The organism is Endozoicomonas sp. SESOKO4 (assembly GCF_024606275.1).
On record NZ_JAHHPS010000279.1, the window covers coordinates 1 to 23500 of the forward strand.

The following is a 23500-nucleotide window of genomic DNA, read 5'->3' on the forward strand; positions in this document are numbered from 1 at the left end:
CCTTGTCGGAGTCCGGTTTCGGACTTCTGATAACACCAGAGAAGATACCGATTTCAGTGGCGGTATGCCGATCGATATCTTTATGCCGCTCAGGGGCAGGGTTGAAGTCAGACGAGATGGACGACTGATTGCGTCTTATTTTCTTGAAGCGGGTCTTCAGGCTCTGAATACCACTACTTTTCCCACGGGTGCCTACGATATAGACATCCGGATTCTGGATGAGCAGGGTAACCTTCAGTCTGAGGAAACCCGTTTCTTTGCCAAGCAGTTTCAACTACCGCCTGAAGGTGAATGGCTGTTTTTTGCTGAGACCGGGCGTGTGATGACATCGGTTTTTGATGGGGTTCTGCCTGATAGTACTCAACAGTGGTTGACCCGGGCCGGTGTGAGTCGGAGAATTTTTGAGACGGTGGCAGGGACTTTGTCTGCTGCCGCTACTTTAGATACTTCATTGCTTGAGCTGGGGCTATTCAAGTTGGGCTATCGTTATGAGTTATCACCCTCGGTGATGCTGGCAGATAATGGCAGCTATGGTATGACTCTCATAGCCAGAACCTGGCTGGGCAACGCCTCTTTGAATGGCAGTTATCGACGACTCTGGAGGGACGATAGTGAAGTGGAAAATTCCGATCGCCCGGCATTGATCGGTGATGCTTTTGAGCAAAGCAGTTTTTCTATTGCAGTACCCCTCTGGAGAGGCGCTGCCAATTACCGATTCAGCAGTAATAGAAATAATAACGATGGCAGAACAGAAACCCACGGAGTGAGTTATACCGCTACCGTTTTCAGAACGCTGGATTACGATACGAATGTTACTTTCAGTTTCAGTGAGTCAGAAGGTAACTCAGTAGCATTGTTGAGTCTGGAGTGGCGATTTCGTCAGGATCGATGGACTTTCCGGGTTAACCCCCGGGCTGAGGTTCAAGACACTAACGGCCTGGAAGACAGAACAGAAAAAATGAGGCTGTCAGCCTCCTGGGATGATGGTGACCTTTATGATGGTCAGCTGATTTCTACTGTCTCTGCAGAAGCGGGAAGTGGCGAACGAAGACTTGATGGTGTCTTGCAATACGGTGACCGTTTTGGCAAAGCAGCATTGACGGTTAACCATCGTTCAACAGAGGCCAATCGGGTTACTAACTATAACGGCAGTTTCAGTACCAGCTTTCTGACCGATGGCAATGTTGTGGCTATGGGTGGAGAGCGAGTGGCAGAGAGTGCTCTGGTGGTCAATCTGAAGGGTCGTGAAGGCGACGTGTTTGATGTAACCATTGACGGTCACAGAAGAGGTTATGCCGTGGCAGACAGACCGTCGGTGATCCCGCTGGCACCTTTTGAACAATATACCGTAACCCTGTCGCCTTCAGGGGATACGCTCTACAGTTTTGATGAGCGGGAGCGACGTGTCACCCTGTATCCCGGCAACGTCGTGACGCTGGACTATGAGGCTATACCCCTGAGACTGCTTTTTGGTCGCTTGTTGATGAAGGGTAAGCCTCTGGACGGAGCTCGGATTATTGGAGGACTTTATCCTGCCAGTTCGGACGATATTGGCATGTTCCAGATAGAAGCCCGCTCAGATACTCATGAGTTGAGGATTGAACTCGAGAATGGTTGGCAATGCACTGTGCCCGTCGTACCGGATGACAAGCAGTACATACTAAGAATGGGAACCCTGGATCTTTCCGAGTATGATTGTGGTCCCGATCTTCAAGGCCAGTTGACCAATGGCGAACGGTAAGGCTCCTGAGTATTAATGATACTCGGTTATACAGCGATACTTCGATGGTTAAAGTTGGGGTCCGGTCAAAATAAAGCAGATGTTGTTTTCTTATGATGTTTCTCAGAGGAGTACTTGCGCTAATTGCACTGACATTAGCTAACACAGCTTCGGGCTTTTTCGTTTTTGGTCAGCCTCAGTATACTGCGCCGCTTGTTACCTGGGCCGGTGGGGATGTTGACATCGACCTACCTTTGCAGTTGCAGTCGTGCAATGGCACCGGTCTTGGGTCGCGCTTTCCTCGCTGTGGCTGGTTTCGACAATCTGAAGATTACACCATTGAAGCTTCTGGTTTTGATTTCATCTCTTCAGGGAGTGCTCCTGCTATAGAAATGTCCCGGGTGGTCTTTGAGCAGGGGGTAAATTCATTGTTGCTAAAAGATGGTAGCAATATTCCGGATACGAGTTCGACATTCCTGGCTCCGGGGACTTGGAGACAGGTTGGAGGGCAAGTATCGGTCAAGGTGAATGCTATCGAGTTAGAAGGGCGTCAACCCGGAAATTATCAGGCGGTATTAAAGCTCAAAGGCATGGAGAGTGGTGGTTTTATTCCTTATACCGATAACACTGACCTTATCTTTGAGCTGAAAATTCCTGATCGCATCCAGATCAGTGGCCTTAAAGACATGGCGCTTAGTGACAAGAATCTTCAGGGTAATATGGATTTTTGTGTATACACTCAAAGCGGATCTGACTTCACTGTCAGAGCCACTGGGTTGACGGGTGCTTTTCTTTTATCAGGTCGGGTGGGTTATCAGTTAAGAGTTGGGCAAGGGGGCTCCATGGAAACTCTGGTGCCGGGAGTGGATGGGCAGCCCTGGAAAGGTTCTACTCTGCAGTATTGTGGCGGTGGCTCCAATATGAATTTTGAAATTACCGTACCTTCATCAGAAGTATCCGGGCTCGAACCCGGCATCTACAAAGATACGGTAACGGTGACAGTATCAGTTCATTAAATCAGAACGTCTTTCTTTCCTCAGTGCTGCCGTTGAACAAACCGTATTCGACTTCAGTGTTGCTGCTGGGGATTTTCAATGTCCAGCTCTGCCCGGCATAGAGCCGTTTAATATCATCAATGTCAGTGCACTGACGCTTGCCTTTCTGGCCTGAGCAGAATTGCCCATTTCGTAATACCACATTAATGTTGCCACTGTTGGTAAAAGTGATTGAGTCTCTCTCTCGCTTGGCTGTCACTTTGTATTCCGGATTTTCCGGGCGAACAAAGACCAGCGCCTGGTATGCAATCAGCAGTTTAATAGCGTTCTGAGTGGCTTCCAGGTCACCGACGACGGGTTTGAAGGTCACCCTGTAGACCGACTCTACTTTTTTTGGTGTTTCAAGGCTGACCAGTCGAACTGTTTTTCGGCTGTTGGGGGCGACAATGGTTTTCTGTGGCGTGCTGAGTAATTTCAGCTCGGAGGGGTCGGTAATACGAACCCTTTCTTCCTGATCAGTTCCGGGGTTAACGACTTTGTAGACCTCAGTCTGCAGATACAGATTTTCCTTATCCGGATTGGTAACGACTATGTCCTGACGAGGGGATTTGTCCGGCTCGAAATAAACGATCATTTTATCCAGAGACATGGCACCATAGGTATTGAGGGACATAGCCAGAGATACCATAGCCAGAGATGCCATAGCTAATAATTGAGGTAAGCGAGGAAGTTTAAGCCATGACCGCATCTGTTGGGCCCTTGTGTTTCTGTAATCTGGTCCAGTCACTCAAGTGATCTCTTTTTCATCATCACTATGAATATCAGGCAATAGTCTTGGGGTTCCATTTTACGGGCACTATTGCCTGTGGTAAACCATCTTATTCGGCATTGATAATCAAGTTCAGTTCACCTTTGAGGGGCTGCTGAGCGACGTCTTGAGGTAGCTTCACCATAAAACCCGTTCGACTGCTATCGCAGTCTGAGTTGCCTGATAGTGCATTGATCGGGTTGCTGTTCTGACCGCTGTTAAGGGCCTGGGCTTCCTGATTAGAAGGCCACAGGTCGACTTCATAGTTATAGGATCTTTGATCATTTCTCAGAGCATAGGAGCCACCCGCTCCTGAACCTTCTGTGACAACAGAATACTGATTAATCCCTGTGCCCCTGATGCAAATAGGCTCCACTTCATTGAATGTGGCAACGGTTGAAGTCGCATCATTGAGGTTGGGAGCGTTTGAATCAGCGTCATCCGTTTGAGATATGGACGGGGTTGCTATGGAGGCTTGCAAGTTAGGCTTTATGACCAGGCGAATACCGAAAGAACCTGTGGAGGTTTTTCCAATGCTGCCTTGCTGTGCAGAATAAGTCGAAGACGTGATTAGAATAAACAACGAGGCAACTAAGCCTCTGCAGACCATTGCTGAGAGTTTCATATTACACCTACTTCCTGTCTGGTGTTACTTAAGTCGAGTATAGAAATTCTCAGAAACTTGATTGGCAGGACAGTTTAACGGGTGGCAGAGCAAGATATTCGGGCGTGTTGATGTGCTCAGAGGGAGAATAACGTCAGAAACGGCTCTCCCTGGTTGTCACAAACGTTATTCTGTCAAAGCTTTGTCAGACATTTTCAGCTCTTTCATTTTACGGGTCAGGGTGTTTCTTCCCCAGCCTAAGAGCTCGGAAGCATCTCTTTTTCGACCTCCCGTATGTTGCAGAGCTGATTCAATCATGATCTTTTCAAAAGCGGGGATCGCTTTGTCCAGAATGCTGCTGTGACCGGCCGCAAGTTCTCTGTCTGCCCAGAGACGAAGCTGTTGCTCCCAGTTGCCTGGCTGGAGCGTCACTGGGCCACTGTCGGGCTGGCTTAACAGTTCAGGTGGAAGGTCAGAGATCAGTACTTCCCGGCCTGAAGCCATTACCGTCAACCAACGACAAGTGTTCTCCAGCTGTCTGACATTGCCGGGCCATTCCAGACTGGCAATAAATTTCGCCGTTTCCTGGGTCAGTACTTTGGGTTCAACGTTCAGCTCCTTGGCGGCCCTGTCCAGAAAATGTCTGGCCAGAACAGGGATATCTTCTGAACGCTCTCTCAGTCTCGGCAGGTGAATCCGAATAACATTGAGTCGATGGAATAAGTCCTCACGAAATGTGCCTTCCTCAACCAGCTTTTCGAGATTCTGGTGAGTGGCTGCAATAATACGGACATCGACTTTAACCGGGGTATGGCCACCCACTCGATAGAACTCACCATCTGCAAGTACCCGAAGCAATCGGGTTTGTGTTTCTGCGGGCATGTCCCCTATTTCATCAAGAAACAGTGTGCCATTCTGGGACTGTTCAAAGCGTCCCTTGCGCATGGCTCCGGCACCAGTAAACGCCCCTTTTTCATGACCAAAGAGTTCTGATTCAATCAAATCTCTGGGTATGGCTGCCATATTGAGGGCAATAAAAGGATTGCTGGCTCTGGGGCTATGCTTGTGCAGTGCGTGGGCAACCAGTTCTTTACCTGTACCGGATTCACCATTGATGAGTACGGTAATATTCGATTGCGATAACCTGCCAATGGCACGGAAGACTTCCTGCATGGCGGGTGCTTCACCGATAATCTCAGTGCCGTTATCAACCGCCTCGATCACCTGTTCTGTCTTTTTCTGACAACTGTGCTCAATGGCGCGTTTGGCCAACGAAACGGCGTCGTCTATATCAAAGGGTTTGGGAAGGTATTCAAAAGCGCCACCCTGATAGGAAGAGACAGCACTTTCAAGATCAGAATGGGCAGTCATAATGATGACAGGCAGGTCCGGGTAGGTTTCGTGAACTTCCTTGAGAAATTCCAGCCCATTGGTACCAGGCATTCTGACATCGCTGATAATAGCTTCAGGCTGAGAGTATTGCAGCTCCCGCAGAGCCTTATCGGCAGAATCAAAGACATCGGCTTCGATCTGTTCTCCGGCCAGTGCTTTTTCCAGCACCCAGCGGATAGAACGATCATCATCAATAATCCAGACTTTAGAATCCGTACTCATTAATTACTCCTGTTGTTTATCCGCTCAAGACTGCCTGAGGTAAGAAGGTTGGGATGTAGGCTCATTCACCGTTAGCGGGAGATAGACGTGAAAGCAGGTCTGCCCCGGTTTACTGTCACATTCAATTAACCCCTGATGCTGGCTGATAATGTACTGAGCCATTGGTAGCCCCAGGCCGGTTCCTTCCGCTCTGCCGCTGATCATGGGATAAAAAATATTTTCCTTGAGGTGTTCGGGAATGCCGGGACCATTGTCAATGATGGACAGATGACAAACAAGCTTCCGGCGTTGATTGCCAATTGTGAACTGTCTGGATATACGGCTTTGAATGGTTATTTGACCATCACTCAGAGGCATATGTTGCTCTATGGCCTGCATGGCGTTTCGCACCAGGTTGAGGATAGCTTGAATCAACCGCTCTCTGTCTGCAGGAAGATCAGGAATACTGGGATCATAATCTTTGACAACAGACAGCTGGCCGCCGGTCTCTGCATGTATTAACTGGATAACCCTTTCCAGCACTTCATGAATATTCAAACTGTTCATACTGGGAGGCTTGATGGGGCCGAGCATCTGGTCAACGAGATCTCTGAGCCTGTCCGCTTCCTCAATAATGATCTGTGTGAACTCGCTGAGTTCTTTGTCATCCAGTTGTTTGTCCAGCAGCTGGGCTGCGCCCCTTATACCTCCAAGAGGATTTTTGATTTCATGGGCGAGTCCACGGGCAAGAATACGAGAGGTTTCCTGTTTGGCGATCAGGGATTCTTCACGAGTGATGCGCTGCAACCTGTCTCTTGGGTGAATCTCCACTAACAGGCAGGCGTGCTGGTTTTCTATGGGGGTAATGGTGTAATCAACCAGTACCGAGGTTCCATGAATGACGATTTCTGATTCTCTGCGGGTAAACTGCTGGTTCTGTTCCAGGGCACGCTGCAGATCTTTCATCATAGAGCCATGGTCAAGCGACTGCGATGGTGGCAATTGCAGGCCACTTTTTTCGCTGATATCCAGGAGTGCTTCAGCAGCATGGTTCATGAAAGCGACACGAAGCTCTTGATCCAGAGCGATAATGGCCGTGTTTAGATTTTCCAGTACAAATTCATTGATCACCGACTGACACCCGGATAAGTGGTGGTTGTTATTTCGTTGTCTGATAAAACATAACGCAAGAATTGAACCAACTGTTGCCAATCTCTTTCAGTACGTGACCTTTTTGCATCAGGTTGCACTTCTGAAAAAAATTGGGAGAACTGGAATTATAAGTCAGTTTGTTTGAGTGCACCAAAATAGTGCGACAACAGTCTTCAAAGGGCTGGCGCTGGTACCGGTACGGGAGGTCTGAAAACTGTTCTCTGTACGTGCACAGTGCTGTTGGCGGTTTTTAAGGTCTTGCCGTTTCGGTCAAGAATAGCCACTGATAACTGGTGAGTACCCCGATCGACATTTTTTAGTTTGAACTGAGTTTTTCTCTGTGGTTTGCCCTGCTGAACACCATCGATTGACAAGGACAGACTATGACCTGAGGCCAGCCTCGGTTCCAGACTGACTTCAACTGTGAAGTTGCCATTATCTCTGACGGTCGAATCATTGGCAGGCCTGGTAATCGTGAAGACTGGATAAATGTCTTCTTTATGGTCATCCAACACCTTGATGGTCGAATGACCCGTTGTCTGGGTCGGAGGTATGCTGGTAATGGGGGTGAGCTGCACAGGTTCGGCCTTTTTATTGGCACCAGGGCTGTCAGTGAATGTGACATTGCCATTCTTATCGACTGTTCTATAAATCTCAGAGGTCTGTCCAGGCAGGGGTAGGGCCAGCAATAAGATAACTATTATTCTTTTCATGATGGTCTGCGACTGATTCCGGATTTTCCTAGGTTACTTTAGAGCAGGCTTGTTTGCATCCGTTCAGTGAAGAAAGGGTGATGAAAGAAGTTTATTTCGGGTTTGCTGAAAGGCTTGCTAATTTGGGGTGCGAAAAATAGAAAGGTCTAAATAACAACCGGAGTGCTGTCCATGGGGACAGACACTCCGGCTTTTGGGCTGTTGAAGTGTTGATGACAGGTGTCGTTCCTGCCTTGCTTGCTTACACGCTGTAGTAGAGATCGAACTCAGCTGGGTGAGTGGTCTGGCTGACCTGTACGCACTCTTCTTTCTTCAGTTCGATGTAAGCGTCGATCATGTCGTCGGTGAATACACCGCCAGCAGTCAGGAACTCACGGTCGGCATCGAGAGCAGCCAGAGCTTCTTCGAAGCTTTCTGCAACGGTTGGGATCTCAGCCGCTTCTTCTGCAGGCAGGTCATAGAGATCCTTGTCAGCAGCATCGCCTGGGTGGATCTTGTTTTTGATTCCATCCAGACCAGCCATCAGCAGGGCAGCAAACGCCAGGTATGGGTTAGCCGTTGGGTCAGGGAAGCGAACTTCCACGCGGCGGGCTTTAGGGCTGTTTACGTAAGGAATACGGATGGAAGCAGAGCGATTACGGGCGGAGTAAGCCAGCATAACAGGTGCTTCAAAGCCCGGGATCAGACGCTTGTATGAGTTGGTGGAAGCGTTGGCAAAGGCATTAATCGCTTTTGCATGTTTAATAACACCGCCAATGTAGTACAGAGCGTTTTCGCTCAGACCGGCATAGCCGTCGCCAGCAAACAGGTTTTCACCGTCTTTGCTCAGGGACATGTGAACGTGCATACCGCTGCCGTTATCGCCTACCAGAGGCTTGGGCATAAAGGTCGCAGTTTTTCCGTATGCGTGGGCAACATTGTGTACGGCATATTTCAGGATCTGAACTTCGTCAGCCTTGGCTACCATGGTGTTGAATTTAACACCGATTTCACACTGGCCCGCGGTACCTACTTCGTGGTGATGTACTTCAACACCCAAACCCTGAGCTTCCATTGCTGTGCACATGGCAGCACGGATGTCGTGCAGGGAGTCGACGGGTGGAACCGGGAAGTAACCGCCTTTAACTTTTGGCCGGTGGCCGGTGTTGCCACCTTCGAAAGACTTGTGTGAAGACCAGGCCGCTTCTTCAGAGTTGATTTCGTAAGAAGCGCCGGAAATGTCGACATTCCACTTAACATCGTCAAATACGAAGAACTCTGGTTCCGGACCAAAGAAAGCAGTGTCAGCAATACCGGTTGACTTCAGGTACTCTTCAGCGCGCTTGGCAACTGAGCGTGGATCACGCTCATAGCCCTGCATGGTAGAAGGCTCGATGATATCGCAACGAATGTTCAGGGTGGTTTCGTCAGTAAAAGGATCGATGACGGAGCTGCTGTCATCAGGCATCAGGATCATGTCGGATTCGTTGATGCCTTTCCAGCCGGCAATGGAGGAACCGTCGAACATTTTACCCAGCTCGAAGAATTCGGCATCGACTTCGCTGACCGGCAGGGAAACGTGCTGCTCTTTACCACGGGTATCAGTAAAACGAAGGTCAACCCATTTTACATCGTGATCCTTGATCAAGTTCAGGGTCTTGGACATTTATTATTCCTCCAAAGGACTTATAGCTCTCGTTGAGCACCGCAGGTCGATCGTGAGGCCAGAGCCTTGTCAATCGGTATGGCGGTTTACCAACATTTACTAGTATCGTGCCGCATTGGCGGCTGTTCCGACACCGTCTCAGCAATTGCTGTGCCAGTATCGAAAACCGGTTGATTTTTCTGCGTTCTATAACGTGGCCATGCCTGAGCATAAGCCGAATGTGGGTAGTCGCACCGAAAAGAACCTCATTAAATTCAATAGATGCACAAAAAAAGTGCGCGTAGTTTCTTTAATGTCTCGGTTTGGTGCGCTTGCCCGTTGCTTATCCATAGAACCATTCCCAAGCGGGGCCCAGTGTAGCGTGAATCTGCAGAGACTACTAATAACCTTGTGGTCTTTACGGAGTGTTTAAGCTGATTGTCTACTGTTAGCCGGGGTTACCGGTGTCTGGGAGTCTTCTGTATAATCGGGTGGATTGGTTTCTTATTTTCCTAACTGGCATCTGGACCGGTTCTCTTCGTGGCTTGTGGCGGCGCTTTTCTGTGCTGACACTTTTCTGATGGCGGGGGCCGGGCATACAATTTTATGAAGTTCATCATCAAGCTGTTTCCTGAAATCACGATTAAAACGCCTCCGGTGAGAAAGCGTTTTATTAAGCAGCTGCGCAAGAATATTCGTAACGTTCTCAAACGGGTCGATGAATACGTCGAGGTGGCTGGCACCTGGGATTTCATCGAGCTGGCAACCAGTCATGATGATCCCCAGCTGGTGGCTCAGGTCTCCGATCTGTTGAGCCACATTCCTGGCATCGCGTACTGGCAAAAGGTGGTTGAGTATCCGCTGACAGATTTGGATGACATTCTGGATAATGCTTTGCACGTCAATCGTGAACTGCTGGCCGGGAAAACCTTCCGGGTCACCTGTCAGCGCACAGGTAAACATGACTTTCAGTCCATCGATGTTGAACGATATGTTGGCGGTGGACTGAATACTCGAACTGAAGCGGCTGGTGTCAAGCTTAAGAATCCGGACGTTGTCGTAAAAGTTGAGATCAAGGGAGATCGTTATTTCCTGGTCACGAACCGTGGTAATGGGTTGGGTGGTTACCCACTGGGTTCTATGGAGCCAGTGTTATCGTTGATCTCGGGTGGTTTTGACTCGACGGTTTCCAGTTTCCTGACCATGAAGCGAGGTATCAGAACCCATTTCTGTTTCTTTAATCTGGGTGGTCATGCTCATGAACTGGCAGTTAAAGAAGTGGCTTATTATCTCTGGAGCCGCTTTGGCTCTTCCCATAGCGTCAACTTTGTTACGGTTCCTTTTGAAGGGGTCGTCGAGGAGATTCTGACCAAAGTAGATAACTCCCAAATGGGGGTTATTCTCAAGCGAATGATGTTGAGAGCCGCAAGCCAGGTTGCAAAAGAGATGTACGTTGAAGCCGTAGTGACTGGAGAAGCTGTCGCTCAGGTTTCCAGCCAGACACTCACCAATCTGGCAGTTATTGATTCTGCTACAGACCATCTTGTGTTGCGTCCGCTTATTGCCATGGACAAGCAGGACATCATTGATATCTCAGTCAGGATCGGTACAGAGGAGTTGGTAAAAAATATTCCTGAGTACTGTGCGGTGATCTCAAAAAATCCAACCACCAGAGCCAGGCCGGAAAAAATTGCAGCGGAAGAGGCCCGTTTTGATTTTTCCATTCTGGATGCAGCGGTTGCCGATCGTCGTAAAGTTTCCGTTTCTGATATCATTGCCGATGACTTGACTCGTGAAGAAGTCGAGGTAGTTGAGACCACGAAACAAAACGACATTGTTATTGATATTCGTCATCCGGATGAAGAAGAGATCAAGCCCTTCGGCCTTGCTGACCGTGAAGTCCTGACGATTCCCTTCTATCAGCTCAGGACAAAATTTGCTGAACTAAACAAAGATAAGCACTACCTGCTGTATTGCGAAAAAGGGGTGATGAGTCAGTTGCACGCCATGCACCTTCGTGACGAAGGGTATGAGAATGTCGGCGTTTACAACCCAGGCAAAGAGTAACCGATAAGATTATGAAAATTGCGATGATTGCCGCTGTTGCCCAAAACCACGCCATTGGCATCAATAATAAAATGCCCTGGTACTTGCCTGGAGATCTTCGTTATTTTAAGGCTGTCACCATGGGCAAGCCCATTATTATGGGACGAAAGACGTTTGATTCACTGCGCAAGCCTCTGCCGGGTCGAGCCAATATTGTTATTACCCGTGACAAAAACTGGTGTCATGAAGGGGTTAAGGTGGTGCACAGTCTTGAAGACGCCATTTCTTTGGCGGAAGAAGTAGCCATGATCAATGGTAATGAAGAAATTATGGTGATTGGTGGTGAGCAAATTTATCGTCAAGCCCTGGACAGGGCCGAAAGGCTTTATCTCACCAAAGTCTTCAGGTCGTTTGATGGCGACGCTTTTTTTCCAGAAATTGATGATAGTGAGTGGGATATTATCGCCCGGGAAGATCAGGTCTCAGAAGATGAACAGGCTCTGGAGTTCAGCTATCAGGTACTTGATCGCAAGCCTGTCTGAGGTTTCTCCACACTTGCCTTTTTGGGCCAGCCAAACTGGCCCTTGTCCTCTAGTGAAGAGTAACTCCGTTTTCCTCGCTTTGCCCTGTATGTACTGTCTTCGGCAGCATTGAGCGCAATACAAAATCACAACAGCGCCTGAGGCAGCTATAGTTTAAATATTGTTGTTTTCTTATTTTTTTATTCGAATCAAAAATTTAAGTTTGATTTCTCATAATCTTATCCAAAAAAACGAACATTTTTTTGTTTAACATCTTTTTCTCAGGGATTGAGAGGCATGCCACCAGGGATTCAGAACCAGAGAGGTTCTTCTCTCTCTGCTACAGAGCGAAAAAAGATCGCCACAGCGTCAGAAGCTTCCAGCCTGGGTCAGATTGATTACGGTCGATGGCGCGGTCGTATGGTCTCTGTTTTCTCGGGCATTGGCGGTTTTATCAAGCGTCTTTTTGGTGGAGGTTCCTCATCAGCAAAGGCTCTCAGGGTTTACGATTCTTTCCGTTATGCTGCTCACGCAGAATTCTCTTCCCCTATCCAGCGCAGCCTTCGTGACTACCATATCGCCTGTGCTATGGCATATCACGATGTGTGTGTGCTAGGTGAAGAGAAGAAAGGTGAGGAAATGAAACTGGTGTTGTCAGGAGGCAGAGAAAAAATCAGTGAACAGGTTCTCAATGAAGTCAGAAAAACCGTTTCCTCTTCCACCGTCGAGCTGACTTATAAATACCTTGCAGAAGATCGAGCACTGCCAGTTGGCTTTTTGAAAAGGGCTCTGTTACCGGATTTAATTCAGAGCACAGCGAAAGACTTCAATGTAGATGCTGTCACAGCCGAAGCCACGGTTGCCAAACTGGCACAAGATGCAGGGCTGCTTGACGATACGGATATCACTTTTGAACGCATCCTTGAAATCAAGAATGCGTTGCGCTGGCGGTTTGCACCGGAGACTCATATACCGGTCAAACAGGTAATGGCCAGAAAAGGAAGAGATCCTGTCAGTGGTTTTGATGCTTCTAATCCTGCTGCAACCCCTCCCGGACTTGATAGACCCAAAGCTACACGTTATCACCTGGATGAAGTCGACAGGACTCATATTCAGAATGTTGTGGATAAAGGTGGTGGTATCAAGCTCAAGAATACGGATACTCGTGACAGGATCAAACGTCATTTTCTCAGGAACAAGAGGTACTTTAGTCTTAACTCCGCTGCCATAGTAGTTAGTACCGTGCTAATAGGTCTGGTGTCGGGAGGGATTGCCGCTGCGGCGGCTCTATTCAGCTATATTGCCTGGTACGGTGCATGGAGTGGTGGTACTGAGCTGATTCGGATGACCAAGGCCATTAGGGCATTACAGAGGGCTGAAGCATCTGCTGATTACAAGCTGGAAATGAATGACCTGGGTGTTCTGTCAGAGATGGATGACAAGAAGTTTCGCGTGTTCCTGAAAAGCCTGAGATACATTTGCAGTCATGAGACCTTAACCCGCATCTTCAATGCCTATTCTGCGCTGGAGAAAGACGCTCAGTTGAGACTGGAGATGGAAAGAGAAAAAGATGAGAGCAATCTTGAAGCCGTGATTCGTCTGGAAGAGGGCAAAGCCCGATACCTGTACCGCAGACGCAACCTGCAAGATGCTTTCAAACTCTATAAACGTTTGTACACAGCCGCAGTCAGTGACGTTGAAAGAATGGATCAAGAGTGGGAGCCGGTTCTGGATCAGCTGTGGAACTGTAAATTCAAAAACATGGATCCTGAGAAAAGAGAACGCTTGTTCAGTGATGCGGCGAATGATCCTCGAGTGATCGGTAAGTCTTACCACTTCAAGACCAAACAGACGGGGTGGTTGCAAAAAGTCTTCCCTAAAATGACTGATGATTTAACCAGTGATGGCTCTATTTCTTCCAAAGAGGCTGTGGAAGAGCTGGAGCGGGTGTTGAAAGAGGAAATGCCCGATCTGGAGCTCACTGAAGAAGAAAGGAGTCGTTTTAACACTCATGCCAACAGGGTGGCAAATGCCCTGATACTGGCTGAGAATGGCGTTAGAAGTTATTTGAACGTCTGGTTGAAGGGAGCCATTAAATCAACCATGCTACACGGCTTTAAAGTGGTCTGGCATGCTTCCGAAAGTGTGCCAAAATTGGAAATTTCACCTTATCTGCCCAGGCCCACGGTGGATGGATTAATTATCTTTGGTTTTTTCTTTCTGGCAGATCTTTTTGTTAACCGTTATAACGAGGCTATTAATAAAGAACGATTTGAACGTATTATCGGAAAGAAGACAGGCAAAAGTGTAGTCTGGGATTGGCAGGGTCAGGAGGCTAGAACCGGGCGGGAAGAAATGGGCACCATGAGAAGGCTGGCTAAAGATCAGCTGGAAGATTTTGTTGATCGTATTCTGAAACTGCATGAATCCCATAAAGATGTTATGAAAGAAGTCAGGCTCCAGGAGCAACTGGCCCAGGTCAACCCCAACTCGCCCATGTTTGACCATATGGATGATCGGGAGGCGGCTGTGTTAATTCTCCGACGCCAATATCATCACCAAATTATTTCTGAAATGATGGTGGGGGCTATTGGTAAATACTATGAAAGTGTCATGACCAAAACCGCGTTCTGGGATCAGCAAATGAGCCACCTTATTCCTCCCCAGACTTCGATTTAACTGTTATAGAACTTCCGTAAACCTTTATCTTGTGCCTCAGAGTTTCTTGAGCAGAATTCTGGATTGTCTCTCCTCATTGTATTGGTTGCGCTTCTCCTCAGGCAGAGACTTTTGGGTGGATTCAGAAAAACCTCGTTCAACAAACCAATGGCTGGTCTGAGTCGTCAATACAAACAGGGTATCCATACCCTGCTGGGCAGCCTGTTCCTCTATAGCACTCAGGAGAAGGTCACCACGATTTTTCTCCCGGTAGTCAGGGTGGATCACCAGACAGGCCAGCTCTGCAGCTTTTTCTCCCGAAAACAAATGGATAGCCGCACAGCCAATAATCATACCGTCCAGAGAAATGACCCGGAACAGCCGAATTTCGCGTTCCAGCTCTTTTCTGGAACGTCTTCTGAGAATGCCTTTTTGTTCCAGAGGCCTGATGAGCTCAAGAATCCCCCCCACATCCTCAATACTGGCAGCACGAATTTCTTCATAACGGTCACGCGAAACCATTGTGCCAGAGCCGTTACGGGTAAAGAGCTCCAGTAGCAGTGAACCGTCCTGCTCATAGCTGATCAGCTGTGCGCGCTCCACTCCACCGTGACAGGCAGTGATGGCTGAGGAAAGCAGTCTCCTGTCCTCACCATCAAGATTCTGGAGTAATTTTTCAGCTTCCTGGGGGGAAAGACGACTGATCTGTTGACCATGCCGGTTCTGGACGCCATCAAATTGTGAGTACAAAAGCAATTTTTCGGCTTCAAGGTGGATGGCCGTATGGGTGGCGACTTCTTCCACCGCCATGTTGAACAGCTCGCCTGTCGGTGAATGACCGAGGCAGGAGAGAAGCACTATGTAGCCACTGTCTAGTTGCTGCTGGATAGCTTCTTTATCTATTTTGCGAATCGCACCGGTGTGGAGAAAATTCTGTCCATCGATCACACCCAGAGGTTTTGCAGTCACGAAATTGCCACTGATAACCCGAATGCTGGCCCCATGCATAGGAGAGTTAACCAGGCCGAGTGAAAGCTTGGATTCAATTCGTGCACGAAGATTACCCACAGCATCCATGACGCATTCAAGACACTGACGATCCGTAACCCGTATTTCATTATGAAATTTGGACTCAAGGTTCCTGGCACTCAGGCGTTCCTCTATCTGAGGTCGCGCGCCGTGGACAAGAACCAGTCGAATGCCCAGACTGCTCAGCAAGGCAATATCGTTGATGATATTGTTCAGATTAGGGCTTGCCAGAGCTTCACCGCACAGAGTAATGACAAATGTTTTGCCATGGTGGGCATGGATGTAAGGTGAACTCTGCCGGAAAAATTTTACGTAGCTCTTATTCAAATTCATGACTGTTTTTATCTTCATCCTGGCGTTAATCAGAGGCAGAATCGTCGTATCAGAGATCTCAGTAGCTCAATGGTTGGATGAATTCTGTCCATGGAAAGGTACTCATCAGGTTGGTGGGCCTGATCAATATCACCCGGCCCCAGCACCACTGTATCCATTCCCATCCGGCTGAAGAAGGGCGCTTCCGTAGTGAAAGCAACGGATTTTGCTGAATAGCCTGTTAAACTTTCGCAGGCTTTGATCAGGGGAGAGTCAACAGCGCCCTCAAATGGATCAATACTGTCGTGAATAGCCGCCAGAGAAAATTTTACATTGTCGGCTCTGGCGATGGGGAGAAGACGCTGTTTCAGAGTCTCTCGCAGCTCCCGGCTGTCCATGCCGGGCAAGAGACGCACGTCGAAATCCAGATCGCAGTGGCCACAGATCCTGTTAGGATTGTCGCCACCATGAATGCAACCAAGATTGATGGTAGGCGTAGGCACAGCAAATCCGGGATTATTGTATTTATGGGCCAGTTCTTCCCGGAACGTCATGATTTCAGTAATCACTTTATGGGCTGTTTCCATAGCATTCCTGCCAAGTGCCGGGTTGCTGGAATGACCGGACTGCCCGAGAATCCGGATGCGTTCCATCATGATACCTTTATGCATGTAAACAGGCTGCATGCCTGTAGGTTCACCCACTACAGCGTAACGGCCCTTGGGTTTGCCAGCAGCTGAGAGGGCTCTGGCACCGTTCATTGAGGATTCTTCGTCCGCTGTTGCCAGAATAATCAAGGGAGCCTTAAGGGGGGCTTTAAGATAGTCTTTCACTGCCTCCATGACGAGACCAAAGAATCCCTTCATGTCGCAGATCCCCAGACCATAAAACCGGTTATCGGATTCGTTGAGTGAGAAAGGATCGAACTGCCAGAGATTTTCATCGTATGGCACGGTATCGGTGTGCCCGGCCAACACCAGCCCACCCGGACCTGAACCCAGGGTGGCAATCAGATTGGCTTTCAGCGGTGTTTCCGGAATGGGCATGATCTCACAGCAAAACCCCATGTTTTCGAGCCAGCCAGCCAGTTCATGAATCACTGGCATATTGCTCATATCCAGCTCAGGCTGTGTGGAACTGACAGAGGGAATCTTTATCAACCGCGACAGGACTGCTTTCAGATCAGGTTGCTGGATTCCAGTCATCATCGGGCCCTTGATTCTAAATGTTGGAAAATTGGACAGAAAAAACAAATATGCCAGATCATCTGACTGTCAGACTCCTGATACTGAAATCAACAGCCTTTTCAGCATGATAACAGCCCTTCTTATGGATAGGTACGTGAGATTAGGCCTCGGGCTCAAATACTGCAAAGGGCTCGCAGAAGAGCCCTCTCGTTAACCAAAAATAAATTTCAAGATATGGAAGAAGACAATAGCAAGGAAGGCCCCGGCGGGCAGCGTGATTAACCAGGACATAAAAATAGTGCCAATCACTCTCAAGTTAAGAGCACCAATTCCTCTGGCAAGACCAACACCTAACACGGCACCCACCAGAGTATGAGTGGTGGAAATGGGTAGTCCAGTGCCTGAAGCCAGCACCACGGTGGTTGCTGCTGCCAGTTCTGCTGCAAAACCTCTGCTGGGGGTTAGCTCAGTGATTGCTGTACCTATGGTCGCCATGACTCTATATCCATAGGTGGCCAGACCCACCACAATACCTCCAGCCCCCAGAAGCAGTGCCCAGCTTGGCATGGCCGCTTTACCGGTGATTTCACCGCCACTAATAACAATACTGGCCACAGCAGCCAGAGGGCCTACCGCATTAGCGACATCGTTGGAGCCGTGGGCAAAAGCCATGGAGCAGGCGGTGAATATCATCATTACGCCGAAGACTCTCTCGACACTGGAAAAGTGGAAAGCTTTGTCGGCTTGTGCATCTTCCTTGATTTTGGAAAGTGCCATTTTTCCGGCCAGCATGACCAGCAGACCAATCAATAGCGAGAGCAGGCTGCTTTCCTGATAATCCAGAGGCAGACCAATATGCTTGAGCCCTTTAGTCAGGGTCACCATGGCCATCATAAAACCAACCAGAAACATATAGATTGGTACATAACGTTTGGCATTTCGGAAAGGGTTGTCTGTATCCAGTATGAGTTTCTGGACGCTCATGAAAATCATGAAGGAAATAAAGCCAGACATGATCGGGGAGACAACCCAGCTGGCAACGATTGAGCTGACTTTTCCCCAGTTCACGGCATCTACCGAGATGCTGACAGCCGCAAAGCCGACGATGGCACCAACAATGGAGTGTGTAGTCGATACCGGCCAGCCGTAATGGGTGGCAACCAGTAGCCAGGTTCCCGCAGCCAGCAGGGCTGCCATCATGCCGTAAACCAGCAGCTGTGGATTCTCCAGTAGTGCTGGCATGTCGGGATCAATGATCCCTTTTCTGATGGTATCAGTAACCGATCCTCCGGCCAGATAGGCGCCCAGAAACTCGAGGCAGATGGCAATGATAATGGCCTGCCTGATGGTCAGAGCCTGGGAACCGACCGAGGTTCCCATGGCATTGGCGACATCGTTAGCCCCCACGCCCCATGCCATGAAGAAACCAAACAGACAGGCCAGAACCAGCAGTATCGTTCCATACTCAGCGATAATGCTCATGGATGTTATTCCAGTCAATAGAGTTAACGGGCAAGCAGCAATTGAAGATAACTGCCAACTCTTGATGCTCGATCTGCCAGGTCACCGACCCAGTCAATAATTTTGTAGAGGAAAATGACATCCACAGGTGGGAGGTCTTTTTCCAGTTTGAATAGAATTTTTCTGACTTCAATCTGATGTTTGTCGGTATCGCTTTCTATTTGGTCCAGCTCTTCAATGAGTTCTTCGACCAGACTGACTTCCCTTCCCCTGAAGCCGGTCTCAAGCAGCTCATCAAGTTCATCCATGGCTCTGACTGCCTGAGCAGAAGTGGCGATGGAGCGCTTCAGGTAGTCAAGAAAAGCCTCTCTCATTTCCTGGGGTATCATCATTTGTCTGCCCAGCACAATGCCTGCAATATCCTTGGTCCTGTTCGCTACTTTATCCTGCACTGTCACGATCTCCAGAAGATCATTTCTGGGCACTGGCAGAAACAGGCTTTTGGGCAGGGAGAGGCGAACATTCTTTTTGATGACATCAGCCTCGTGCTCCAGTTCTACGATGGTTTGCTGAATACTTTCAACTTCCTGCCAGTCGCCTTCAAATGCTGCTTTGAAAAACGGTTCCAGCTGTATGGCGCATTCGTGCGCTTTGGCTATATGTTTTTGTATCGGGCCAATAGGAGAGCGGCCAAATACACTTGATAGTAGGTTGCTGGTTGGCATAGTCGCAGACCTTTTGGGTTGAATTTATGATGGGCATATTGCCCGTCGTCTATGGCGAACGACTTACAGAACTCGCTTCCTATCCTGTCCACTGGAACAGGATAGCTGATCAAAAATTATAGGAGCTGACTAAAATTTGTATACTGTAATGCCTATTGCATCTCAAGTATTTCGACCATTCACGCGCTCGTTTCTCATAACAAACTTTTCTGCTTAGAGTTAAAATGAACCTTTTCAAGTCGTCGGTCAGCTAACCCATGAGTACTGAAACAGAGTTAAAGTTGTCGCTGCCACAGGAGCAGATACCTGTCCTTAAGACACTACCTTTCTGGAAAAAGTTCACCAGCTCGGCACCTGAAACGTTTCATTTGGGCAATACCTACTTTGATACGGCTTCTCTGACACTGAATCAGGCACGGGTTGCTTTGCGTATCAGAGAGAAAAATGGTCAATTTTTTCAGACGCTGAAAACCAGAGGCGAGAGTATTAACGGGCTGACTCGCCGGGGAGAGTGGGAGTGGTCAATAGAACGCCCGGAACTGGATATTGCGGGTTTACAAAAGGTTTGGCCAGAAGCATTGGGAGCCTTGACTTCAAAGGACCTGATACCGCTCTTCTCAACCGATTTTGAGCGAACCTGCTGGCGGGTAGAGTGGTCTGAGCCGACAGCCAGAGTTGAGGTTGCTTTGGATTACGGTCATATTTGCTCAGGTGATGAAAGCAGTGTCATCTGTGAGTTGGAGCTGGAGCTGGTGACAGGTGATGAAAATGCGCTTCAAACGATTGCTGATCAACTGGCAAAAGCCATTGATTTGAAGCCGGCAGACAAGAGCAAAGCAGAGAGAGGGTTTGAATTGCTTCAGCGAAGCTGAGGTCTCTTCGCTCAGATACTTATGAAGCTGGCCAGTACCAGAACGGTTGCCAGCCCTGACAGAGCCTGAAGCAGCGTGGCCAGGGTGAACGACTTAAACCCCGTGGCCGGACTGATTCCGGAAAACTGGGTCACTACCCAGAAATAACTGTCATTGGCATGGGTAACCAGCATGGAGCCGCATCCTGCCGACAAAAAGGCCAACAGTCGACCATTGTCGGAGTCCAGGCCCAAGCCAGGCAGTAAGGGATCAAGCATCGACGCGGCACTGATTAAAGCTACAGTGGAAGAGCCCTGCGCGGTTTTGAACAGTGCTGCTATGAGAAATGGCAAAATCAGCCCAAGACTCTCTGGCAGCCCTTCAGCAATTCTGGCAATGTGTCCAGTCTGAGCCAGTATTCCCGCAAGTGCGCCACCGGCTGTAATGATCAAAATAATCATTGCGCATGAGTGAATACTCTCACTGAAAATCTCAGTGAACCCGTTCTTGCATTGGCGAATCAATGGCAGGCTGGCCAGCAAACCCAGAAACAGCGCATTGGCAGGTTGTGAAAGGAAAGTAGCCCAGCTCTGCTCTTTATTGCCTGCTTGAAAGTTAGCCAGGGACATCAGTAGCAAAGGTAAAAAGATAGGGATAGTAGCTGCCCAGACGTTTTTGTGATGGGGAAGGTCTGATTGAGGGGGAGTACCAACCATTTGGCCCTCATAATCAGAAGCTGGCTCATTCAGCCAGCGGGTGACCCAGTTGCCCCACAATATGGCTACAAAAGTGGATAAGAGAGCTACTCCCAGCGCCCAGGGAATCACCAGACTGGGAGATATTCCCAAAATCAGGGTTGCCGCTGCAGGGCCGGGTGTGGGAGGGACCAGAGAATGGGTTGCAAACAGGCCTCCCCCAAGAGCGACGCTGAGAGAGATCGGGTTACACTTTACTCTCCGGGCAACAGACTGCCTGATACTGTTGAGCAGGATGAATCCAGAGTCACAGTAAACAGGAATCGAAATAATGTATCCGGCAATCCCCATAGCCAACGCAGGGAAACGATTGGCGATAGAAAAAATCAGCTTCTCTGCCAAAAGAAAGGCTCCCCCCGATTGCTCCAGAATATTGCCCAGCAATACACCAAAAATGATCAGGAGAGCGACATCGCCAAATGTCTTCCCCATATCATGAGATACCAGGGGAGTCAGTTCAGAGATCGGTATGCCTGAAAAAAAACCTGCCGCATAGGCGCAAATAAGCAGAACGATGAATGGCGAAAACTTGAAACGACCAATGAGTACCAGAACGACGGCTATCAGTGAAAGTATGAACAAAAAGCTATGCAGTATTAATAGGTCCACAACGAAGTTTCTTTAGATAATGGTATTGATTAAAAGGGAGTATAGAGGGGAGAGGGTCACCCCGTATCCAGCATGCTGTTTATGCAGGGCATCAGTCGGGGGGGATTCTGGCGATATACTTAATTGAACGATTGCTTTAAGCCTGAATTTTACTATAGGCATAAGCGGACGGTTTAGTGGAGAATACATAGATGGAAAATTTTTCAAGGTAAGAAGGAAACAACAGTGCCCAGTGTCCGGGAGCCGAAGTCAAACGCCAATAAATTCAGGGCTTCACTCAAGAACAGAGAACTCCTTCTGGATCTGCAGACGGTGGTCTCTGATCTGGTTCAGACGGGTCGGCTCAGGCCACCTGCAGCTGATGAAATATTGGCTCGTCATCGCAATGCTGATCAACTTAAGCTTCACCCTCTGGAGTACATTGCCTCACAGGCGCTGAAAGATGCCCGCAAAGGCGGCTCTCTCGATCTCGATACGTTGATGCTCTGGCTGGCGAATCTGTCAGGTCAGGAATATTTTCATATTGACCCATTGAAAATCGATGCCACGGCCATTACTCCGGTCATGTCTCACGCTTATGCTTTACGACACCAAATTCTGGCGGTAGAAGTCACGGCTGATGAGATTGTTATCGCTTCAGCGCAACCCTGGCACAGCGGTTGGGAGGATAATCTCAGGCATACTAACCGCAAGGAAATCCGGCGAGTTGTTGCCAGTCCGACTGATATCCGAAGATACACCTCGGAGTTTTATCGACTGGCACGTTCTGTTCTGGGCGCTAATGAACAGAATGGCGTTCAGTCCACTCAGCTGAACAGCTTTGAGCAGATGCTTGAGCTGGGCAATATGAAAGCTCCGGACGCCAATGACCAGCACATTGTCAATATTGTGGATTGGCTGCTCCAGTACGCCTTTGAGCAGCGGGCCAGTGATATCCATGTTGAACCCAGGCGAGAGCAGACTCATCTGCGTTTTCGAATTGATGGGGTGTTGCACCTTATCTATCAGATGCCGGCCAAAGTGGCTACTGCCGTGACCAGTCGTCTGAAGATTCTCGGTCGAATGAATGTGGCAGAGAAAAGAAAGCCTCAGGATGGTCGGCTCAAAACCCGCAACCCGGATGGCAATGAAGTCGAACTGCGGCTTTCAACCTTGCCGACTGCGTTCGGGGAAAAACTGGTGATGCGGATCTTTGATCCGGATGTTCTGGTCAAAGGATTTCGAGAACTGGGCTTTTCCAGAGAAGACGAACGTCGCTGGACTCACATGACTGCGCAGCCCAATGGGATTGTTTTGGTCACAGGCCCTACCGGCTCAGGTAAAACCACCACGCTCTATTCGACTCTGAAAACTTTGGCCACCGATCAGGTGAATGTCTGTACCATTGAAGATCCTATTGAAATGGTGGAATCCAGCTTCAACCAGATGCAGGTCCAGCATAACATTGATCTGACGTTTGCCAGCGGTCTGCGTGCACTTCTACGTCAGGACCCGGATATTATTATGGTGGGGGAGATTCGGGATCTTGAAACCGCTGAAATGGCGATTCAGGCGGCACTGACCGGTCATCTGGTGCTTTCCACTCTGCACACTAATGACGCACCGTCCGCAATAACCCGTCTGCTGGAGATTGGTGTTCCCCACTATCTCATCAAAGCTACGGTTCTGGGTGTTATGGCTCAGAGGCTAGTCAGAGTTTTGTGTCCTTCCTGCAAACAGTCAGTAAAATTCGACAAATCCGGTTGGAAATCCCTCACTCGCCCCTGGTCAGTTCCTGCACCAGCGCAGATCTTTCAACCTGTGGGTTGTGTGGAATGTCGGGATACCGGCTACAGGGGGCGAGCGGGTGTTTATGAGTTAATGCCTATGTCTCAACCTTTGAAGGATATGCTGGCAGAGAATGCCGATATAGAGAGTCTTCGTCGCCAATCTATTAAGGAAGGTATGTACAGTCTTCGTCTTTCCGGAGCTCAGAAAGTCGCAACAGGATTAACAACCATCGAAGAAGTAATGAGGGTGACGCCAGACCAGCAGCACTGACTGGCTCTCAGCTACTGAAGGAAATGCTTGAAGTCTCCCACTGACTATTCGATATTAATATCTTAAGTGACAGTGGAACAGTCGAATAATAATGAAA

At 48.8% G+C, this 23500-nt stretch carries 18 protein-coding genes; 7 read left to right on the top strand and 11 right to left on the bottom strand.

Annotated elements, in window-relative coordinates:
* Together KDK16_RS05170 and KDK16_RS05175 are read left to right on the top strand one after the other, a co-directional pair.
* On the top strand, nucleotides 1-1741 hold a 1741-nt coding region (locus KDK16_RS05170), incomplete at its 5' end, for a TcfC E-set like domain-containing protein (RefSeq protein WP_257274997.1).
* A 92-nt stretch (nucleotides 1742-1833) separates the two neighbouring features.
* On the top strand, nucleotides 1834-2736 hold the full coding sequence (locus tag KDK16_RS05175) for a hypothetical protein (RefSeq protein ID WP_257274998.1): 903 nt from the start codon (nucleotides 1834-1836) through the stop codon (nucleotides 2734-2736).
* Between the two features lies 1 nt (nucleotide 2737).
* Here the strand turns inward: KDK16_RS05175 and KDK16_RS05180 are convergent, their stop codons facing one another.
* From KDK16_RS05180 to glnA, 6 genes are all read right to left on the bottom strand, one after another.
* Nucleotides 2738-3502, bottom strand: coding sequence for a fimbria/pilus periplasmic chaperone (locus tag KDK16_RS05180; RefSeq protein ID WP_257274999.1), 765 nt, complete (start codon nucleotides 3500-3502; stop codon nucleotides 2738-2740).
* A gap of 91 nt (nucleotides 3503-3593) precedes the next feature.
* Nucleotides 3594-4148 carry a hypothetical protein gene (locus tag KDK16_RS05185; protein ID WP_257275001.1) on the bottom strand — a complete coding sequence of 185 codons (555 nt, stop codon included), beginning with the start codon at nucleotides 4146-4148 and terminating at the stop codon, nucleotides 3594-3596.
* A 165-nt stretch (nucleotides 4149-4313) separates the two neighbouring features.
* Nucleotides 4314-5741: a nitrogen regulation protein NR(I) gene (glnG, locus tag KDK16_RS05190; protein ID WP_257275003.1), complete on the bottom strand. Its 1428-nt coding sequence runs from the start codon at nucleotides 5739-5741 to the stop codon at nucleotides 4314-4316.
* A gap of 24 nt (nucleotides 5742-5765) precedes the next feature.
* Nucleotides 5766-6851, bottom strand: a complete 1086-nt coding sequence (gene glnL, locus KDK16_RS05195) for a nitrogen regulation protein NR(II) (RefSeq protein WP_373690926.1) — start codon at nucleotides 6849-6851, stop codon at nucleotides 5766-5768.
* Between the two features lie 194 nt (nucleotides 6852-7045).
* Nucleotides 7046-7585, bottom strand: a complete 540-nt coding sequence (locus tag KDK16_RS05200) for a DUF4124 domain-containing protein (RefSeq protein WP_257275004.1) — start codon at nucleotides 7583-7585, stop codon at nucleotides 7046-7048.
* A gap of 241 nt (nucleotides 7586-7826) precedes the next feature.
* Complete coding sequence (gene glnA / locus KDK16_RS05205; protein ID WP_257275005.1) at nucleotides 7827-9230, bottom strand: glutamate--ammonia ligase; 1404 nt, start codon at nucleotides 9228-9230, stop codon at nucleotides 7827-7829.
* 585 nt (nucleotides 9231-9815) lie between these two features.
* On the opposite strand from glnA, the gene thiI reads away from it, so the two are divergent.
* From thiI to KDK16_RS05220, 3 genes are all read left to right on the top strand, one after another.
* Entirely contained in the window at nucleotides 9816-11276 is a 1461-nt protein-coding gene (gene thiI / locus KDK16_RS05210) for a tRNA uracil 4-sulfurtransferase ThiI (RefSeq protein WP_257275006.1), read from the top strand.
* Nucleotides 11277-11287: 11 nt separating this feature from the next.
* Entirely contained in the window at nucleotides 11288-11797 is a 510-nt protein-coding gene (locus tag KDK16_RS05215; RefSeq protein WP_257275007.1) for a dihydrofolate reductase, read from the top strand.
* Nucleotides 11798-12073: 276 nt separating this feature from the next.
* On the top strand, nucleotides 12074-14455 hold the full coding sequence (locus KDK16_RS05220) for a hypothetical protein (protein WP_257275008.1): 2382 nt from the start codon (nucleotides 12074-12076) through the stop codon (nucleotides 14453-14455).
* A gap of 36 nt (nucleotides 14456-14491) precedes the next feature.
* On the opposite strand, the gene argA is transcribed toward KDK16_RS05220, so the two are convergent.
* The 4 genes from argA to KDK16_RS05240 form a co-directional block, all read right to left on the bottom strand.
* On the bottom strand, nucleotides 14492-15796 hold the full coding sequence (gene argA / locus KDK16_RS05225; protein WP_257275009.1) for an amino-acid N-acetyltransferase: 1305 nt from the start codon (nucleotides 15794-15796) through the stop codon (nucleotides 14492-14494).
* A gap of 29 nt (nucleotides 15797-15825) precedes the next feature.
* Complete coding sequence (gene argE / locus KDK16_RS05230) at nucleotides 15826-16983, bottom strand: acetylornithine deacetylase (RefSeq protein WP_306670729.1); 1158 nt, start codon at nucleotides 16981-16983, stop codon at nucleotides 15826-15828.
* Between the two features lie 189 nt (nucleotides 16984-17172).
* Entirely contained in the window at nucleotides 17173-18444 is a 1272-nt protein-coding gene (locus tag KDK16_RS05235; protein ID WP_257275010.1) for an inorganic phosphate transporter, read from the bottom strand.
* A 23-nt stretch (nucleotides 18445-18467) separates the two neighbouring features.
* Nucleotides 18468-19148 carry a TIGR00153 family protein gene (locus KDK16_RS05240; RefSeq protein WP_257275011.1) on the bottom strand — a complete coding sequence of 227 codons (681 nt, stop codon included), beginning with the start codon at nucleotides 19146-19148 and terminating at the stop codon, nucleotides 18468-18470.
* Between the two features lie 257 nt (nucleotides 19149-19405).
* Here KDK16_RS05240 and KDK16_RS05245 point away from each other — a divergent pair, with 257 nt between their 5' ends.
* The gene (locus KDK16_RS05245) at nucleotides 19406-20020 is read left to right on the top strand and encodes an inorganic triphosphatase (RefSeq protein ID WP_257275012.1); all 615 of its coding nucleotides are present in this window, start codon (nucleotides 19406-19408) and stop codon (nucleotides 20018-20020) included.
* 11 nt (nucleotides 20021-20031) lie between these two features.
* On the opposite strand, the gene KDK16_RS05250 is transcribed toward KDK16_RS05245, so the two are convergent.
* On the bottom strand, nucleotides 20032-21336 hold the full coding sequence (locus KDK16_RS05250) for a GntP family permease (protein ID WP_257275013.1): 1305 nt from the start codon (nucleotides 21334-21336) through the stop codon (nucleotides 20032-20034).
* Between the two features lie 339 nt (nucleotides 21337-21675).
* Between KDK16_RS05250 and KDK16_RS05255 the strand changes: the two genes are divergently transcribed.
* On the top strand, nucleotides 21676-23403 hold the full coding sequence (locus tag KDK16_RS05255; RefSeq protein ID WP_257252992.1) for a GspE/PulE family protein: 1728 nt from the start codon (nucleotides 21676-21678) through the stop codon (nucleotides 23401-23403).
* The last annotated feature ends 97 nt before the right edge of the window (nucleotides 23404-23500 follow it).

Bases quoted from the DNA above. Each gene is read 5' to 3' on its own strand.
- KDK16_RS05215 (WP_257275007.1), top strand. From the start codon at position 11,288: ATGAAAATTGCGATGATTGCCGCTGTTGCCCAAAACCACGCCATTGGC.
- KDK16_RS05240 (WP_257275011.1), bottom strand. From the start codon at position 19,148: ATGCCAACCAGCAACCTACTATCAAGTGTATTTGGCCGCTCTCCTATT.
- KDK16_RS05200 (WP_257275004.1), bottom strand. From the start codon at position 7,585: ATGAAAAGAATAATAGTTATCTTATTGCTGGCCCTACCCCTGCCTGGA.
- thiI (WP_257275006.1), top strand. From the start codon at position 9,816: ATGAAGTTCATCATCAAGCTGTTTCCTGAAATCACGATTAAAACGCCT.
- glnA (WP_257275005.1), bottom strand. From the start codon at position 9,230: ATGTCCAAGACCCTGAACTTGATCAAGGATCACGATGTAAAATGGGTT.
- argA (WP_257275009.1), bottom strand. From the start codon at position 15,796: ATGAATTTGAATAAGAGCTACGTAAAATTTTTCCGGCAGAGTTCACCT.
- argE (WP_306670729.1), bottom strand. From the start codon at position 16,983: ATGATGACTGGAATCCAGCAACCTGATCTGAAAGCAGTCCTGTCGCGG.
- KDK16_RS05220 (WP_257275008.1), top strand. From the start codon at position 12,074: ATGCCACCAGGGATTCAGAACCAGAGAGGTTCTTCTCTCTCTGCTACA.
- KDK16_RS05235 (WP_257275010.1), bottom strand. From the start codon at position 18,444: ATGAGCATTATCGCTGAGTATGGAACGATACTGCTGGTTCTGGCCTGT.
- glnG (WP_257275003.1), bottom strand. From the start codon at position 5,741: ATGAGTACGGATTCTAAAGTCTGGATTATTGATGATGATCGTTCTATC.
- KDK16_RS05175 (WP_257274998.1), top strand. From the start codon at position 1,834: ATGATGTTTCTCAGAGGAGTACTTGCGCTAATTGCACTGACATTAGCT.
- KDK16_RS05185 (WP_257275001.1), bottom strand. From the start codon at position 4,148: ATGAAACTCTCAGCAATGGTCTGCAGAGGCTTAGTTGCCTCGTTGTTT.
- KDK16_RS05245 (WP_257275012.1), top strand. From the start codon at position 19,406: ATGAGTACTGAAACAGAGTTAAAGTTGTCGCTGCCACAGGAGCAGATA.